Genomic DNA, 14,428 nt, shown 5'->3' with positions numbered 1-14,428 from the left:
CACGTGTTGGTCGCGGGTGATTCGCGGTGCGAGAGCGTCGCGGGCGGCCTGCCGTGCGCACGGGCCCTGCCGAGCGCGCTAGCGTGTGCCGCGTGAGAGTCGACCTGCTGACCCGTGAGTACCCGCCCTACGTCTACGGAGGCGCGGGCGTCCACGTCGCCGAGCTGTCCCGTGTGCTGCGCGAACGCATCGACGTGCGCGTGCGCAGCTTCGACGGACCCCGCAGCGAGGAGGGGGTCACGGGGTACTCGGTGCCCGGCTCGCTCTCCTCGGCGAACCCCGTGCTGGGGACGTTCGGCGTGGACCTGGCGATGGCCGACGACGTCGCAGGAGCCGACCTCGTGCACTCGCACACCTGGTACGCGAACCTCGGCGGCCACCTGGCCTCGCTCCTGCACGGGATCCCGCACGTCCTCAGCGCGCACTCGCTCGAGCCGCTGCGACCGTGGAAGGCCGAGCAGCTCGGGGGCGGCTACGCGCTGTCGGGCTGGGCCGAGAAGACGGCCTACGAGGCCGCGGCCGGCATCATCGCGGTCTCGGCGGGCATGCGCGCGGACATCCTGCGCTGCTACCCGGACGTCGACCCGGCCAAGGTGCACGTGGTCCACAACGGGATCGACCTCGACGGCTGGCGTCGCCCCGGTTCCGAGGCGCAGGTCGCCGCGGCGGACCGCGTGGTCCGCGACCTCGGGATCGACCCCGAGCGCCCGGCCGTGGTCTTCGTCGGGCGCATCACGCGCCAGAAGGGCCTGCCGTACCTGCTGCGCGCGGCCGCTCAGCTCCCTCCGGAGGTCCAGCTGATCCTGTGCGCGGGCGCACCCGACACCCCCGAGATCGCGACCGAGGTGAGCGAGGCCGTCGCGCGCCTCGCCGAGCAGCGCACCGGGGTCGTGTGGATCGAGCAGATGCTCCCGCGCGAGGAGCTCGTGGCGGTCCTGGCGGCCTCGACCGTGTTCGTGTGCCCCTCGGTCTACGAGCCGCTGGGGATCGTGAACCTCGAGGCCATGGCCGTGGGCCTGCCCGTCGTCGGCTCGGCGACCGGGGGCATCCCCGAGGTCATCGACGACGGCGTCACGGGCCACCTGGTCCCGATCGAGCAGGTCGACGACGGGACGGGCACGCCCGTGGACCCGGACACGTTCGTCGCCGACCTCGCCGCTGCGCTCGTCGCGGTCGTCTCCGACCCGGAGCGGGCGCGCGAGATGGGTCGAGCGGCCCGGACGCGCGTCGAGGAGCACTTCGCGTGGGACGCGATCGCGGACCGCACGCTCGAGGTCTACCGCAGCGTGCTCGGGTCCGGTCCCGCCGCGTAGCGGGCCGTCGCGGCGGACATGGCCCGCCGCGCGGCACGGTCGACCTCGCGCAGGGCGGTCGAGCGCTGGTCGGCCTGCCAGAGGTTGACCGCGCCGCCGTCGTCGGCCGTGGCCAGGTCCACGATGGCCCGCAGCCGCGCGGCCTGGGCGAGCACGCGCACGCGGCGCGCGTCCGACTCCGAGCGGGCCGCGGGCAGCGGCCAGTCCGGGGGAGTCGTGGACCGCAGCGACGCGATCGTCTCGGCCGCGTCCTCGCGCCAGCGGGCGACGTCGAGCGAGGCCAGGGCCTCGGTCGCGGTGAGCAGGGCCACGCGCAGGTCGCGCTCGGCGTCCGCGAGGGTCCCGACGGCGGCGAGCACCTGGGTGCGCCACGTCGGCACGGGCGTCATGCGCCACGTGACGAGGTGCCCCGTCTCGTAGACGCTCCCGAACGCCGTGACCTCGGGCACGAGCGCCCAGGCGCCCTCGGGGGACTGCACGAGCAGGCACTCCTCGGCGTCGGTCGCGTCGGCGCTCACGACCGACGGCACGCCGAGCGGGTCGCCGGGGGCCGGCAGCACCGCGCACACCTCGAACCGCGAACGGGTCCAGCGGGCGACCAGGTCGGTCAGGGTCGAGGCCGTCCCGTCGCCCTCGACCGTGTGCGGTTCGTCGTCGAGCCGCACCGCGGCGACCGCGCGGCGCACGAGGGCCGTGCCGGGGCCGTCGGGATCGACCGGCTCGTCGGCCTGCGGGCCGAGCGCCTGCGACCACAGGGCGAGGACGACGGTACGGGGGAGCGCGAGGGCAGAGTGGGATTCCACGTCCGCCAACCTATAGGGTCGTGTCCCATGAGCTCGGTTCTGGACCTGCAGGCAGTCACGGTGCGCCGTGGCACGAAGACCATCCTCGACTCCGTGGACTGGCAGGTGAACGAGGGCGAGCGGTGGGTGATCCTGGGCCGCAACGGCGCGGGCAAGACGACCCTGCTGCAGATCGCGGCAGCACGCATGCACCCCACCGCGGGCAGCGCGGACCTGCTCGGCGAGCGGATGGGCCGCACCGACGTGTTCGGGCTGCGGCCCCGCATCGGCCTGGCGAGCGCGGCGCTCGCGGAGCAGATCCCGGCCTCGGAGACCGTCCGCAACGTGGTGGTCACCGCGGCCTACGGCGTCACGGGCCGCTGGACGGAGACGTACGAGGAGTTCGACACCGAGCGTGCCGACGACCTGCTCGCGGCCTTCGACGTGCTGCCGCTGGCCGACCGACTGTTCGGCACGCTGAGCGAGGGTGAGCGCAAGCGCGTGCAGATCGCCCGCGCGCTCATGACCGACCCGGAGCTGCTGCTGCTCGACGAGCCCGCCGCCGGCCTGGACCTGGGCGGGCGCGAGGAGCTCGTCGGGGCACTCTCGGAGCTTGCTGCGGACCCTGCCTCGCCCGTGCTGGTCCTCGTGACGCACCACGTCGAGGAGATCCCGCCGGGCTTCACGCACGTCCTGCTGCTCAAGGACGGCGGCGTCCACCGCGCCGGTCCGTTGCACGAGGTCCTGACGGCGGAGAACCTGAGCGAGGCGTTCGGGCTGCCCCTGTTCGTCGCGCACGGCGGCGGTCGCTGGATGGCGCGCGCAGCGCGCTGACGCGCGGCCCCGGACGCCCCGCGTCCGACACGCCCGATAGGTGCACGGAACTCGTTCTTCCGGTAAAATCTGGGCAAAGAACGCAGGTGGTGTCAACGCAGGTGATGTCGACGCGTCCACGACGCGCAGGACGAGCCGCACGACGGAAGGAACCGTCATGGACTGGTTGTGGTGGGTCGGAGCAGGTCTCCTCTTCGTCCTGATCGAGATCATCTCGCTCGACCTGGTGCTCATCATGTTCGCCGGGGGAGCGTTCGCAGCCGCTGGGGTCAACGCGGCCGGCGGTCCCCTGTGGCTGCAGATCATCACCTTCGCGGTCGTCTCGGCCGCTCTCCTGTTCTCGCTGCGCCCGTGGCTGCTGCGCCACCTGCGTCACCGCATGCCGCTCACCGAGACCGGCGCCGCCGCCCAGGTGGGTCGGTCCGCCGTCGTCGTGTCCCGGGTGACCGAGCTGGGCGGCCGCGTCAAGCTCCAGGGCGAGATCTGGAGCGCCCGGACCGTGGACGGGTCGCCCGAGCTGGCGACCGGTACCGAGGTCCGTGTGGTCCGCATCGACGGGGCCACGGCCGTGGTGCAGTCGGTCGCCTCCGACAGCCACACCGTCTGAGCCCGTCCGTCCAGCCGTCGCTCCGTCCGCCCCGCCCTTCCGCCGAGAAGCATCCTCAGGAGAAAGATCGATGACTGAACCAGAACCCGGAATGATCGCCGTCTACATCGTGCTCGGGCTGATCCTGCTTTTCGTGATCATCGCGCTCGTCAAGGCGGTGCGGATCGTCCCGCAGGCCACTGCGCTGATCATCGAGCGGCTGGGTCGCTACTCGAGCACGCTCGAGCCCGGTCTGCACCTGCTGATCCCGTTCGTGGACCGCGTGCGTGCGGGTGTCGACCTGCGCGAGCAGGTGGTCTCGTTCCCCCCGCAGCCCGTGATCACCTCGGACAACCTCGTGGTCAGCATCGACACGGTCATCTACTTCCAGGTCACCGAGCCCAAGTCGGCGGTCTACGAGATCGCCAACTACATCCAGGGCATCGAGCAGCTCACGGTCACCACGCTGCGCAACGTCGTCGGCTCCATGGACCTCGAGCAGACCCTCACGAGCCGCGACCAGATCAACGGCCAGCTCCGCGGCGTGCTCGACGAGGCGACGGGGCGCTGGGGCGTGCGCGTCAACCGCGTCGAGCTCAAGTCGATCGACCCGCCCGCGAGCGTGCAGGGCTCCATGGAGCAGCAGATGCGCGCCGAGCGTGACCGTCGCGCCACGATCCTCACGGCCGAGGGCATCAAGCAGTCCCAGGTGCTGACCGCAGAGGGCGAGAAGCAGGCCGCGATCCTGCGCGCAGAGGGCAACGCGCAGGCCGCGATCCTGAACGCCGAGGGTGAGGCGCGGGCCATCCTGCAGGTCTTCGACGCGATCCACGAGGGCGACGCGGACCCCAAGCTGCTCGCCTACCAGTACCTGCAGATGCTGCCCAAGATCGCCGACGGCACCGCGAGCAAGCTGTGGGTCGTCCCCACCGAGTTCACCGCGGCGCTGGGATCCATCGCGCAGGGCTTCGGCGGCGGTGCGCCCACGCCGTCCGGCGAAGGGTACGAGCCCTCCGAGGCGGCGCGCCGCGAGCGCGACCGGGACCGCGTCAAGTTCGGCACCCCGGCACTGGTCGACCCGGCCGAGGCGCTCGCCGAGGCCCGTCGTCAGGCCGAGGCCGCGACGGCCGACGCCACGAGCGCGGGCACGCACTCGGGCCTGCCGTTCGACCCGCAGGCGGAGAGCGGGCAGCGCCCCGGGGGCCCCGGCCAGCGCTTCGCCCCGGCCCCGGAGCCGGGCACCGCGTCGCCGCGCCCGCTCGGTCCGCCGGCGGTCCCGACCGACGCGCCGGAGCCCGGCGAGGGGACGCCGGAGGATCGCCCGTAGGGCATCACCACAGCAGGACCGTACGCCCGAGGGGGCGCCGCGCTCGCGGCGCCCCCTCGGGCGTCCGTGCATCTGGTTGCGTCGGGCAACCTTGACGAGTGAGTGCTCACTCATTTAGGGTCGAGGGCGTGAGCACCCCCTCGGGCCGCGCCCGACCCATGAGCCGTGACGACCGCCGCGCGGCGATCGCCGCCGCGACCGTCCCCCTGCTCGCGCGCTACGGCTCGGCCGTGACGACTCGGCAGATCGCCCAGGCGGCCGACGTCGCCGAGGGCACGCTCTTCCGCGCGTTCGAGGACAAGGACGAGCTGATCCACGCGGCCCTCGTGGCCGCGCTCGACCCGGCGCCGCTCGTGCGCGCGATCAGCGAGACGGCCGACCGCGGGTCCCTCGCGGAGACCCTCACGGCCCTGGCCGAGCTGATCCAGGACAGCCAGCGCGCGACCGCCAAGATCGTCCAGGTCGCCCATCAGGTCATGGGGGACCGGGGCGGCCCGCCGGGCGGTCCGGGGGGCGACGCCCGCCGTCGCCACCGGGACGACGTGCACCGCAACCATGGCAAGCAGGGCCCGGACTCGCACCGCGACGCCCGGATGTCGGCCGTCCAGGACATCGTCGAGGCGATCGAGGCGAGCCTTGTCCCGTACGCGGACGAGCTGCGGACCGAGCCCCGCGTGGCCGCGAGCGTCTTCTTCTTCCTCGTGCACGGCCACGCGAGCCCGCTGCTGTTCCAGGACGGGCCGCTCGACGCGACCCAGATCGTCGACGTGTTCCTCCACGGCGTCCTCGAGGCGCCGTGCCAGGGCGCGGGCCCGCCCCACGCGGTAGGCCCGCCCCACGCGGCGGTCCGTCCGCCGGACCCGCACGTTGCAGCCCCGGGCCCGACGGCGTCGCTCGCCTGAGGCGCCCGGCCTGCCGTCGCGGACCTCACCGCGGCGTCGCATGCTGGACCTCTCGCCGAGGTCGCCGAAATCGCTCGACGTGCGCTCCGCCGTCGGGCACCTTGAGACCTGCTCGCCCCGCCCCCACCTCCGACAGGACACCCCAGATGCTCCAACGTCTCCTGAAGACCTACCTCCGCCCGTACTGGACGCCCATATCGATCCTGCTCGTGCTCCAGCTCGTGCAGACCATCGCGACCCTCTACCTGCCCAGCCTCAACGCCGACATCATCGACAAGGGCGTCACGCAGGGCGACACCGCCTACATCATGCGCACGGGGGGCGTCATGCTCGCGATCAGCCTCGGGCAGGTGATCTGCGCGATCGTCGCGGTGTACTTCGGCGCCAAGGTCGCCATGTCGTTCGGGCGCGACGTGCGCAACGGGCTCTTCACGCGCGTCCAGTCGTTCTCCGCGCAGGAGATGGGTGTGCTCGGTGCCCCGTCGCTCATCACCCGCACCACGAACGACGTCCAGCAGGTCCAGATGGTGGTGCTCATGGGCTTCACCATCATGGTCATGGCGCCCATCATGCTCGTGGGCGGCGTCATCATGGCGCTCCAGGAGGACGTCGAGCTCTCGGCGCTGCTCCTGGTCGTGGTGCCCGTGCTCGGGGTCGTCGTGGGGCTGATCATCTCGCGCATGGTGCCGTACTTCCGCAAGATGCAGAAGCGCATCGACGCGATCAACGGGGTGCTGCGCGAGCAGATCTCCGGTATCCGCGTCATCCGGGCCTTCGTGCGCGAGCGTCGCGAGGAGGAGCGCTTCGCGGTCGCCAACGACCGGCTCTACGACACGTCGCTGCGGGTCGGCAAGCTCATGGCGCTGATGTTCCCGACCGTCATGCTCGTCATGAACGCGACCAGCGTCGCGGTCCTGTGGTTCGGTGCGTACCGCGTCCAGGACGGGATGCAGATCGGGGCGCTCACGGCGTTCCTCAGCTACATCATGTACATCCTCATGGCCGTGATGATGTCGACCATGATCTTCATGATGGTCCCGCGCGCGGCCGTCTCGGCCGAGCGCATCGGCGAGGTCCTCGACACCGAGACCACCGTGGTCGAGTCCCCGACGCCGGTCCGCCTGGCGCCCCGCGAGGACCGCACCGGAGTCATCACGTTCGAGGACGTCGACTTCCGGTACCCCGGTGCCGAGGACCCCGTGCTCCACGACCTCACGTTCACGGCGCGTCCCGGCGGCACGACCGCGATCATCGGGTCCACGGGATCGGGCAAGACGACGCTGCTCCAGCTCGTCCCGCGGCTCTTCGACGCGACCAAGGGCTCGGTCCGCATCGACGGCACCGACGTCCGCGACGTCGCGCTCCAGGACCTGTGGTCGATGATCGGCTACGTCCCCCAGAAGGCCTACCTGTTCTCCGGGACCGTGCGCGACAACGTGCGCTACGGCAAGGAGGACGCGACCGACGAGGAGGTCTGGGAGGCGCTCGAGGTCGCGCAGGCCCGCGACTTCGTCGAGCATCTCGAAGGACAGCTCGACGCCCCTGTGTCCCAGGGCGGCACCAACTTCTCGGGCGGCCAGCGCCAGCGGCTCGCGATCGCCCGGGCGATCGTGCGCAAGCCCAGCGTGTACCTGTTCGACGACTCGTTCTCGGCCCTCGACTACGCGACCGACGCCGCCCTGCGGCTCGCGCTCGCACCCCGCACCCGCGAGGCCACGGTCCTCCTGGTCGCCCAGCGGGTCGCGACCATCCGCCACGCCGAGCAGATCGTCGTGCTCGAGCACGGGCGCATCGTCGGCACCGGCACCCACGACGAGCTCCTGGAGACGTGCGAGACATATCAGGAGATCGTGTACTCGCAGCTCTCGGCGCAGGAGGCAGCATGAGCACCCAGACCCCCCGCCCTGGCGACAACCCGGGCGACAAGAACGCCGAGACCTTCGTGACGTCGTCGGGCGGTGTGCAGGACGGCGCGCCGACGCACGACGCTCCGGAACCCCAGGACGGGGTGGACGCTGCGGGCGACAAGCCCGACCTGTCCACCACACGCCTCAAGGGACGCCCGCAGGGCGGCGGCCACGGCCCCATGGGCGGCATGGGCATGCCCACCGAGAAGGCCATGGACTTCACGGGCTCGCTCAAGCGCTTCGCGGGCTACCTGCGTGTCGAGCGGCTCGCCGTCGTCGTCATCACGGTCCTGTCGATCCTGTCCGTGACCCTCGCCGTGCTGGGCCCCAAGCTCCTCGGCAACGGCACCAACGTGATCTTCGCGGGCGTGATCGGCTCGCAGATGCCCGCGGACGTGACCAAGGCGCAGGCCGTCGAGAACCTGCGCGCCAACGGCCAGGGCACGCAGGCCGACATGCTCGCGGCCATGGACGTCGTGCCCGGCCAGGGCATCGACTTCGCGGCCCTGCGCACGATCCTGCTGCTGGTCCTCGCGATCTACGTCGGGTCCTTCCTGTTCGGGTGGATCCAGGGTCGCGTGACCACGTCCGTGGTCCAGCGCACGGTGCGCCGCCTGCGCGCCGAGGTCGAGGCCAAGCTCGGTCGCCTGCCGCTGTCGTACTTCGACCGGCAGAAGAAGGGCGAGGTCCTCAGCCGCGTCACCAACGACATCGACAACGTCGCGCAGACCCTCCAGCAGACGCTGTCGCAGCTCGTGACCTCGGTCCTGACCGTGGTCGGCGTGCTCGCCATGATGTTCTGGATCTCGCCGCTGCTCGCGGTCATCGCGCTCGTGACCGTGCCGCTCTCGGTGCTCGTCACGGCCCTGATCGCCAAGCGCTCGCAGCCGCAGTTCATCAAGCAGTGGGCCGCGACCGGGCGCCTCAACGCGCACGTCGAGGAGATGTACACGGGCCACGCGCTCGTCAAGGTCTACGGCCACCAGCAGACGGCCGTCGACACGTTCGAGACCGAGAACGCCGAGCTCTACGAGGCGAGCTTCAAGGCGCAGTTCATCTCCGGGATCATCCAGCCCGCGATGGGCTTCGTCGCGAACCTCAACTACGTGATCGTGGCCGTGGTCGGCGGCCTGCGCGTCGCGTCGGGAACCCTGTCGCTGGGTGACGTCCAGGCGTTCATCCAGTACTCGCGCCAGTTCACGCAACCCATCACGCAGATCGCGTCGATGATGAACCTCCTGCAGTCGGGCGTCGCCTCCGCGGAGCGCGTGTTCGAGCTGCTCGACGCCGAGGAGCAGTCCCCGGACCCCTCGCCCGCGGCCGTCGTCACGGACGTGCAGGGCCGGGTCGCGTTCGAGGACGTCTCGTTCCGCTACGTGCCCGACCGCCCGCTGATCGACGACCTGTCGATCGTGGCCGAGCCCGGCCAGACCGTCGCGATCGTCGGACCCACGGGAGCCGGCAAGACGACGCTCGTGAACCTCATCATGCGGTTCTACGAGGTCGACGGCGGGCGCATCACGCTCGACGGCGTCGACGTCCGGACCATGAGCCGGGACGGGCTGCGGTCCAACATCGGCATGGTCCTGCAGGACACCTGGCTCTTCAAGGGCACCATCGAGGAGAACCTGCGCTACGGCGTGCCCGACGGCGTCGAGGTCACCGAGGAGCAGTTCCTCGAGGCGACGCGTGCCACGCACGTGGACCCGTTCGTGCGCACGCTGCCCGACGGCTACGCGACCGTGATCGACGACGAGGGTTCGGGCGTGAGCGCGGGCGAGAAGCAGCTCCTGACGATCGCACGCGCGTTCCTCGCCGACCCGGCGATCCTCATCCTCGACGAGGCGACCAGCTCGGTCGACACCCGGACCGAGGTGCTCGTGCAGCAGGCCATGAACGCGCTGCGTGCCGGGAGGACCTCGTTCGTGATCGCGCACCGGTTGTCGACGATCCGCGACGCCGACGTCATCCTCGTCATGGAGGACGGCGCGATCGTCGAGATGGGCAACCACGAGGTGCTCATCGAGAAGGGCGGCGCGTACGCGCGGCTCTACGAGAGCCAGTTCGCGGCCGCGGCGGTCGAGGAGGCCGTCGAGGGCGAGATGACCCGGTGACCTCGTGACCGTGCGAGGCGGTGACGCGTGAGGGTGACCGCCTGAGGCGGTGACCCGTGGGGCCCCGGTGACGTCGTCGCCGGGGCCTCGCCGTGTGACGGGCCCGTACCGGTGTGACAGGCCCCGTGCCGTCGGACGACGAACGCCGGCACCGCCTTCTGGGCGGGACCGGCGTTCGAGGTGTCGCCCGGGTCGCGGGCGTGATCTGGGGTGGAGCGTCAGGAAGCGGTGTAGCCCGCGCCGGCGCAGAGCGACTCGAGCTCGGCCACGGCCTCGGTGACGCCCGTCGTGTCGATGCTGTCGCCCGTGCCCTTGAAGAGGTCGTCGGCCATCTGGAACGGGGTCTTGATGCTGCTGATGAGGGCGTTGGCGTCCTCCGGACCAGCGAGGCGCAGGACGGCCTCGAGCTGGATGTTGGTGCTGCGCATGGCGTTCGACTCGTCCTCGGTGAGGGCGGTCATGTCGTACTCGAGCTCGTCGGTGACGCGCTGCGCGAGCGACTGGTCACCGCCGTCGAAGTACTTCGCGCACACCTCGGCGCTCGTGGCGCCCGTGGGGGTCTCGTCGGGCGAGGAACCGCTGTCGGTTGCCGTGTCGGTCGCGCACGCGCTCAGGAGCGCGATAGCGCCCACAGCCGCAAGTGCCAGCATCTGCTTTCTCATGGATCCATGAAATCACGCGGGAACCCGGGTGAAAGTATGCATAAGGGGGACGGATGTCCAAGAGTGAGCGACGTCTCATTCCGAGGTCCTCCTGGGAGCGATCCCTCGTGATCGGGATCACGCGGTGCTGTCAGGTCGGGCCTCACAGCGACCCCTCAGCCGGCACCTGCGGAGGGCACACACCGGGTCCGTAGACCGGAGGCATGACCTTCCACGAACCGCACCCCAGCACCTCGTCCGCCCCCGAGCCCTCGGTCGTCGCGCCGACACCCCGACGGCGCCGACGACGGGTACTGCTCGCCGGCGGGCTGGCGCTCACCCTGGCCCTCGGCGGGACGACCGCCTGGGCGCTCGACCGGTTCGTCGTCGAGCACGTCGAGATCGCCGACGTCTCGGCCTACGAGGCGAGCCAGGCCTCGGCGAGCGGCTCCGCGGAGGCGGCGACGTCGTCGGGCACCTCGAGCGCGGGCACGAGCGCGGCCTCCGACGGGACGAGCGTGAGCGTGCGCCAGGTCGTCGAGGGGACGGGGGACGACACCGTGACGTACTACGTCGCGGACGTCGTCCTGGGGGACGCGACCGACCTGCGCTCGGCGTTCGCCCAGGACGCGTACGGCGAGAACATCACCGAGAAGACCTCCGACATCGCGGCCGACAACGCCGCGCTCTTCGCGATCAACGGCGACTACTACGGGTTCCGGTCCACGGGCATCGTGATCCGCAACGGCGTCGTCTACCGCGACGAAGGCGCGCGCGAGGGCCTCGCGTTCTACCGCGACGGGACCGTCGAGATCTACGACGAGACGACCACGACCGCCCAGGAGCTCGTGGACGTGGGCGTGTGGAACACGCTGTCGTTCGGGCCCGCGCTGCTCGACGACGGAGAGGTCGTCGACGGGATCGACGGCGTCGAGGTCGACACCAACGTCGGCAACCACTCGATCCAGGGCGAGCAGCCCCGCACCGCCGTGGGCGTGATCGACGCGAACCACCTGGTCTTCGTCGTGGTCGACGGACGCAGCACCGGGTACAGCCGCGGCGTCACCATGACCGGGCTCGCCGAGATCATGCAGGGCCTGGGGGCCACGACCGCGTACAACCTCGACGGCGGCGGCTCGTCGACCATGTACTACGACGGCGAGCTCGTCAACGACCCCCTCGGCCGCGGCGCCGAGCGGGGCACCTCCGACATCCTGTACGTCGGGGAGTGACGGCCGTGATCGTGCTGGTCCCGGCCTACGAGCCGGACTCGACGCTCGTGCGGCTGGTCGCCGAGCTGCGTGCCACGGGCGCTGTGCAGGGGATCGTCGTGGTCGACGACGGCAGCGGGCCGAGGTTCCGCCCCGTGCTCGACGACGTCGCTCGCGTCGGGGCGGTCGTCGTCGGGTTCGCCGCCAATCGCGGCAAGGGCGCGGCGCTGCGGCGCGGGTTCGCCGAGGTCGCGCGGCGCTGGCCCGGCCAGGACGTGGTGTGCGCCGACGCCGACGGGCAGCACGGCGTCGCTGACGTCCTGCGGGTCGGGGAGCGGGTGTCCGCCGGCGAGGGGGTCATGGTCCTCGGGGCGCGCGCGTTCGCCGGGGACGTGCCCGTGCGCAGCCGGCTCGGCAACACCGTGACCCGGTGGCTGTTCCACGCGGCGACCGGGCTACGGGTCCAGGACACCCAGACCGGCCTGCGCGGGTACCCCGCCTCGATGATCGGGTGGCTCCTCGACGTGCGCGGCGACCGGTACGAGTACGAGCTCAACGTGCTGCTGGCCGCGGCGCGCGAGGGGCGACCCGTGGTCGAGGTCGAGATCGAGACCATCTACCTCGACGACAACGCGTCCTCGCACTTCCGGCCCCTCGCCGACTCGGCCCGCATCTACGCGCCGCTGCTCGCGTTCTCGCTGTCGTCGCTCCTCGCGTTCGGGATCGACACCGCGGCCCTGCTCGTGCTCGACGCCGTGACCGGGTCCCTGCTGGTGTCCGTCGTGGGTGCGCGCGGGGTCAGCGGGGCCGTGAACTTCGTGGTGAACCGGCGGGTGTTTGCTGGTGCTGGTGCTGGTGCTGGTGCTGGTGCTGGTGCTGGTGCTGGTGCTGCGGGCGACAGCGGGCGCGGCCGCGGTCATGGACGGGGGGCCGCGCTGCGGTACGCGGCGCTCGCGGTAGGGCTGCTGGCCGCCGGGTACGGGGCGCTCTGGGGTCTGACCGGGCTGGGGCTCGCGCTGCTGCCTGCCAAGGTCGTGACCGAGGTGCTGCTGTTCGCGACGAGCTATCAGGTGCAGAGGCGCGTGGTGTTCCGCCCGGGGGTGCCGACGGACACGACGGGGCCCGCGACCCAGATAGTCCGGACCGCACCGGACGGCACTCCGGACGGTGCTCCGGTGGTCGGACGGTCCCGACGGTCCGGAGCGAGCGGGAGCGTCGCTGCCGCCGTGCGGCCGGTCACCGAGCACGAGGTTCCGCGCGCTCGACCACGAGGTTGAGGTCGCGAAGGTCGTCAGAACGACCGCAACCTCGTGCTCGGCGCAGGTGGGGCACCGAGCACCGAGCACGGAGCCGGGTCGGTGCAGGAGGGGCCGGTCGTCGCCCGATGCCGACCGGCCTCCGTCGGTGCGGGAGAATCTGAGCGTGCAGATCATCCACGTGACCGACCCGGCCGACCCTCGGCTCGCCGACTACACGAACCTCACGGACGTCGAGCTCCGCTCGAAGAACGAGCCGGAGAAGGGCATGTACATCGCCGAGAGCACTACGGTGATCCACCGGGCGCTCCGTGCCGGGCACCGGCCGCGGTCGTTCCTCATGGCCGAGAAGTGGCTCTCGGGCCTCGAGGAGGCGATCTCCGCCGTCGGGCTGGACGACGGGCCCGGAGGGACGGGCGAGCCCGTGCCCGTGTACATCGCCGAGCCCGCCATCCTGGAGTCGATCACCGGTTTCAACCTGCACCGTGGCGCGCTGTCCGCGATGCACCGACCGGTCCTGCCGAGCGTGCACGAGCTGCTCACGACCGCCCGCGACGGGCAGGGCGCACGACGGGTCGCGATCCTGGAGGACATCGTCGACCACACCAACGTGGGCGCGATCTTCCGCGGGGCGGCCGGCCTCGGGGTGGACGCCGTCCTGGTGTCGCCGCGCTGCTCGGACCCGTTGTACCGGCGCAGCGTGCGGGTCTCGATGGGGACGGTGTTCCAGGTGCCGTGGACGCGGCTCGAGTCGTGGCCGGAGGGCGTCGAGGAGCTGCGCGAGCACGGGTTCACGGTCGCGGCGCTCGCGCTGTCGGACGACTCGCTGACGCTCGACGAGTACGTCGCGCGCGGCGACGAGAGGTCGGCGTTCGTGTTCGGGACCGAGGGCCACGGGCTGCAGCGCTCGACGCTCACGGCCGTGGACCACGTCGTGAAGATCCCGATGAGCGGGGGAGTGGACTCGCTCAACGTCGCGGCGTCGGCGGCCGTGGTGTTCTGGGCGACGCGCGCGTAGTGGTCGCCCGAGTGGCGCAGTCCCGTGGGCCGCGCCGGGTCGTGAGGGCGGGCGGTGCTTCCACGGAGCTGGCAACCATTGTGGTGGCTCCCCAGAAAGCACACCCGGGGTTGGCGGGCTGACCGCCGCTCAGACGAGGCCCCGCTCGAGGTGCGCGACGCCGTCGGGCACCCGGGAACCAGCCCCGGCGGCAGACTGGATCACGCTTCCTGACCTCGCAGGACGTCGATTGTGACGGAAAGCACAAAGTCGAGGGCCTGTCACGGCGCCCCTCGGCCGACCGCCGTTCTTCGGGCGAAACGACCCGCTCCGACCGGCGCCCGCGCGCCTGGCGCGGCCCGCCGTCGGGCACCACGGGGCCACGGGGGACGAGCCCGCCCGAGTTGATCCACAACAACGCCTCGGACGGCCAAGTCCGCAGGTCAGAGGGCTGTCGACGCCGCTGTCCCGGTTCGGGACCAAGGGCGCCGCGACGGGACCTAGGTCCCGGTACGCACGAGTGAACTCGTCCATATGTTGTGGGTGCCCCCAGCCCCA

General features: G+C 71.6%; 12 protein-coding genes. 10 read left to right on the top strand and 2 right to left on the bottom strand.

What is annotated here, in order from left to right; translation table 11 throughout:
* Window positions 1-92: 92 nt before the first annotated feature.
* Window positions 93-1,313 carry a glycogen synthase gene (glgA, locus tag ASE15_RS18555; protein ID WP_056647127.1) on the top strand — a complete coding sequence of 407 codons (1,221 nt, stop codon included), beginning with the start codon at window positions 93-95 and terminating at the stop codon, window positions 1,311-1,313.
* On the opposite strand, the gene ASE15_RS18550 is transcribed toward glgA, so the two are convergent.
* Window positions 1,277-2,116, bottom strand: a complete 840-nt coding sequence (locus tag ASE15_RS18550; protein WP_056764988.1) for a hypothetical protein — start codon at window positions 2,114-2,116, stop codon at window positions 1,277-1,279. The two genes, glgA and ASE15_RS18550, sit on opposite strands and share 37 nt — an antisense overlap.
* Window positions 2,117-2,143: 27 nt before the next feature.
* On the opposite strand from ASE15_RS18550, the gene ASE15_RS18545 reads away from it, so the two are divergent.
* From ASE15_RS18545 to ASE15_RS18520, 6 genes are all read left to right on the top strand, one after another.
* The gene (locus ASE15_RS18545; RefSeq protein ID WP_056764985.1) at window positions 2,144-2,929 is read left to right on the top strand and encodes an ABC transporter ATP-binding protein; all 786 of its coding nucleotides are present in this window, start codon (window positions 2,144-2,146) and stop codon (window positions 2,927-2,929) included.
* Between the two features lie 157 nt (window positions 2,930-3,086).
* Window positions 3,087-3,536, top strand: a complete 450-nt coding sequence (locus tag ASE15_RS18540) for an NfeD family protein (protein WP_056647117.1) — start codon at window positions 3,087-3,089, stop codon at window positions 3,534-3,536.
* A 70-nt stretch (window positions 3,537-3,606) separates the two neighbouring features.
* The gene (locus ASE15_RS18535) at window positions 3,607-4,842 is read left to right on the top strand and encodes an SPFH domain-containing protein (RefSeq protein ID WP_056764982.1); all 1,236 of its coding nucleotides are present in this window, start codon (window positions 3,607-3,609) and stop codon (window positions 4,840-4,842) included.
* Between the two features lie 128 nt (window positions 4,843-4,970).
* Window positions 4,971-5,744 carry a TetR/AcrR family transcriptional regulator gene (locus ASE15_RS18530; protein ID WP_157257393.1) on the top strand — a complete coding sequence of 258 codons (774 nt, stop codon included), beginning with the start codon at window positions 4,971-4,973 and terminating at the stop codon, window positions 5,742-5,744.
* A gap of 146 nt (window positions 5,745-5,890) precedes the next feature.
* Window positions 5,891-7,630, top strand: coding sequence for an ABC transporter ATP-binding protein (locus ASE15_RS18525; RefSeq protein WP_056647106.1), 1,740 nt, complete (start codon window positions 5,891-5,893; stop codon window positions 7,628-7,630).
* A gap of 200 nt (window positions 7,631-7,830) precedes the next feature.
* Window positions 7,831-9,765 carry an ABC transporter ATP-binding protein gene (locus ASE15_RS18520; RefSeq protein ID WP_369800648.1) on the top strand — a complete coding sequence of 645 codons (1,935 nt, stop codon included), beginning with the start codon at window positions 7,831-7,833 and terminating at the stop codon, window positions 9,763-9,765.
* Between the two features lie 218 nt (window positions 9,766-9,983).
* On the opposite strand, the gene ASE15_RS18515 is transcribed toward ASE15_RS18520, so the two are convergent.
* On the bottom strand, window positions 9,984-10,427 hold the full coding sequence (locus tag ASE15_RS18515; protein WP_157257392.1) for a hypothetical protein: 444 nt from the start codon (window positions 10,425-10,427) through the stop codon (window positions 9,984-9,986).
* Between the two features lie 203 nt (window positions 10,428-10,630).
* Here ASE15_RS18515 and ASE15_RS18510 point away from each other — a divergent pair, with 203 nt between their 5' ends.
* The 3 genes from ASE15_RS18510 (at window position 10,631) to ASE15_RS18500 (ending at window position 13,891) form a co-directional block, all read left to right on the top strand.
* On the top strand, window positions 10,631-11,638 hold the full coding sequence (locus ASE15_RS18510; protein ID WP_082618594.1) for a phosphodiester glycosidase family protein: 1,008 nt from the start codon (window positions 10,631-10,633) through the stop codon (window positions 11,636-11,638).
* Complete coding sequence (locus ASE15_RS18505; RefSeq protein ID WP_056764980.1) at window positions 11,635-12,894, top strand: glycosyltransferase family 2 protein; 1,260 nt, start codon at window positions 11,635-11,637, stop codon at window positions 12,892-12,894. The genes ASE15_RS18510 and ASE15_RS18505 overlap by 4 nt, the downstream gene beginning before the upstream one ends.
* A 145-nt stretch (window positions 12,895-13,039) precedes the next feature.
* On the top strand, window positions 13,040-13,891 hold the full coding sequence (locus tag ASE15_RS18500) for an RNA methyltransferase (protein ID WP_056764977.1): 852 nt from the start codon (window positions 13,040-13,042) through the stop codon (window positions 13,889-13,891).
* The last annotated feature ends 537 nt before the right edge of the window (window positions 13,892-14,428 follow it).

This window comes from Oerskovia sp. Root22, from assembly GCF_001429135.1.
Classification (GTDB): domain Bacteria; phylum Actinomycetota; class Actinomycetes; order Actinomycetales; family Cellulomonadaceae; genus Oerskovia; species Oerskovia enterophila.
Note: the sequence above shows the minus strand (reverse complement) of the source record. Positions and strands in the feature narration are given on the sequence as shown.

Coding starts and splice junctions, on each gene's coding strand:
- ASE15_RS18545 (WP_056764985.1), top strand. CDS start 2,144: ATGAGCTCGGTTCTGGACCTGCAGGCAGTCACGGTGCGCCGTGGCACG.
- ASE15_RS18540 (WP_056647117.1), top strand. CDS start 3,087: ATGGACTGGTTGTGGTGGGTCGGAGCAGGTCTCCTCTTCGTCCTGATC.
- ASE15_RS18535 (WP_056764982.1), top strand. CDS start 3,607: ATGACTGAACCAGAACCCGGAATGATCGCCGTCTACATCGTGCTCGGG.
- ASE15_RS18525 (WP_056647106.1), top strand. CDS start 5,891: ATGCTCCAACGTCTCCTGAAGACCTACCTCCGCCCGTACTGGACGCCC.
- ASE15_RS18520 (WP_369800648.1), top strand. CDS start 7,831: ATGGGCGGCATGGGCATGCCCACCGAGAAGGCCATGGACTTCACGGGC.
- ASE15_RS18515 (WP_157257392.1), bottom strand. CDS start 10,427: ATGAGAAAGCAGATGCTGGCACTTGCGGCTGTGGGCGCTATCGCGCTC.
- ASE15_RS18510 (WP_082618594.1), top strand. CDS start 10,631: ATGACCTTCCACGAACCGCACCCCAGCACCTCGTCCGCCCCCGAGCCC.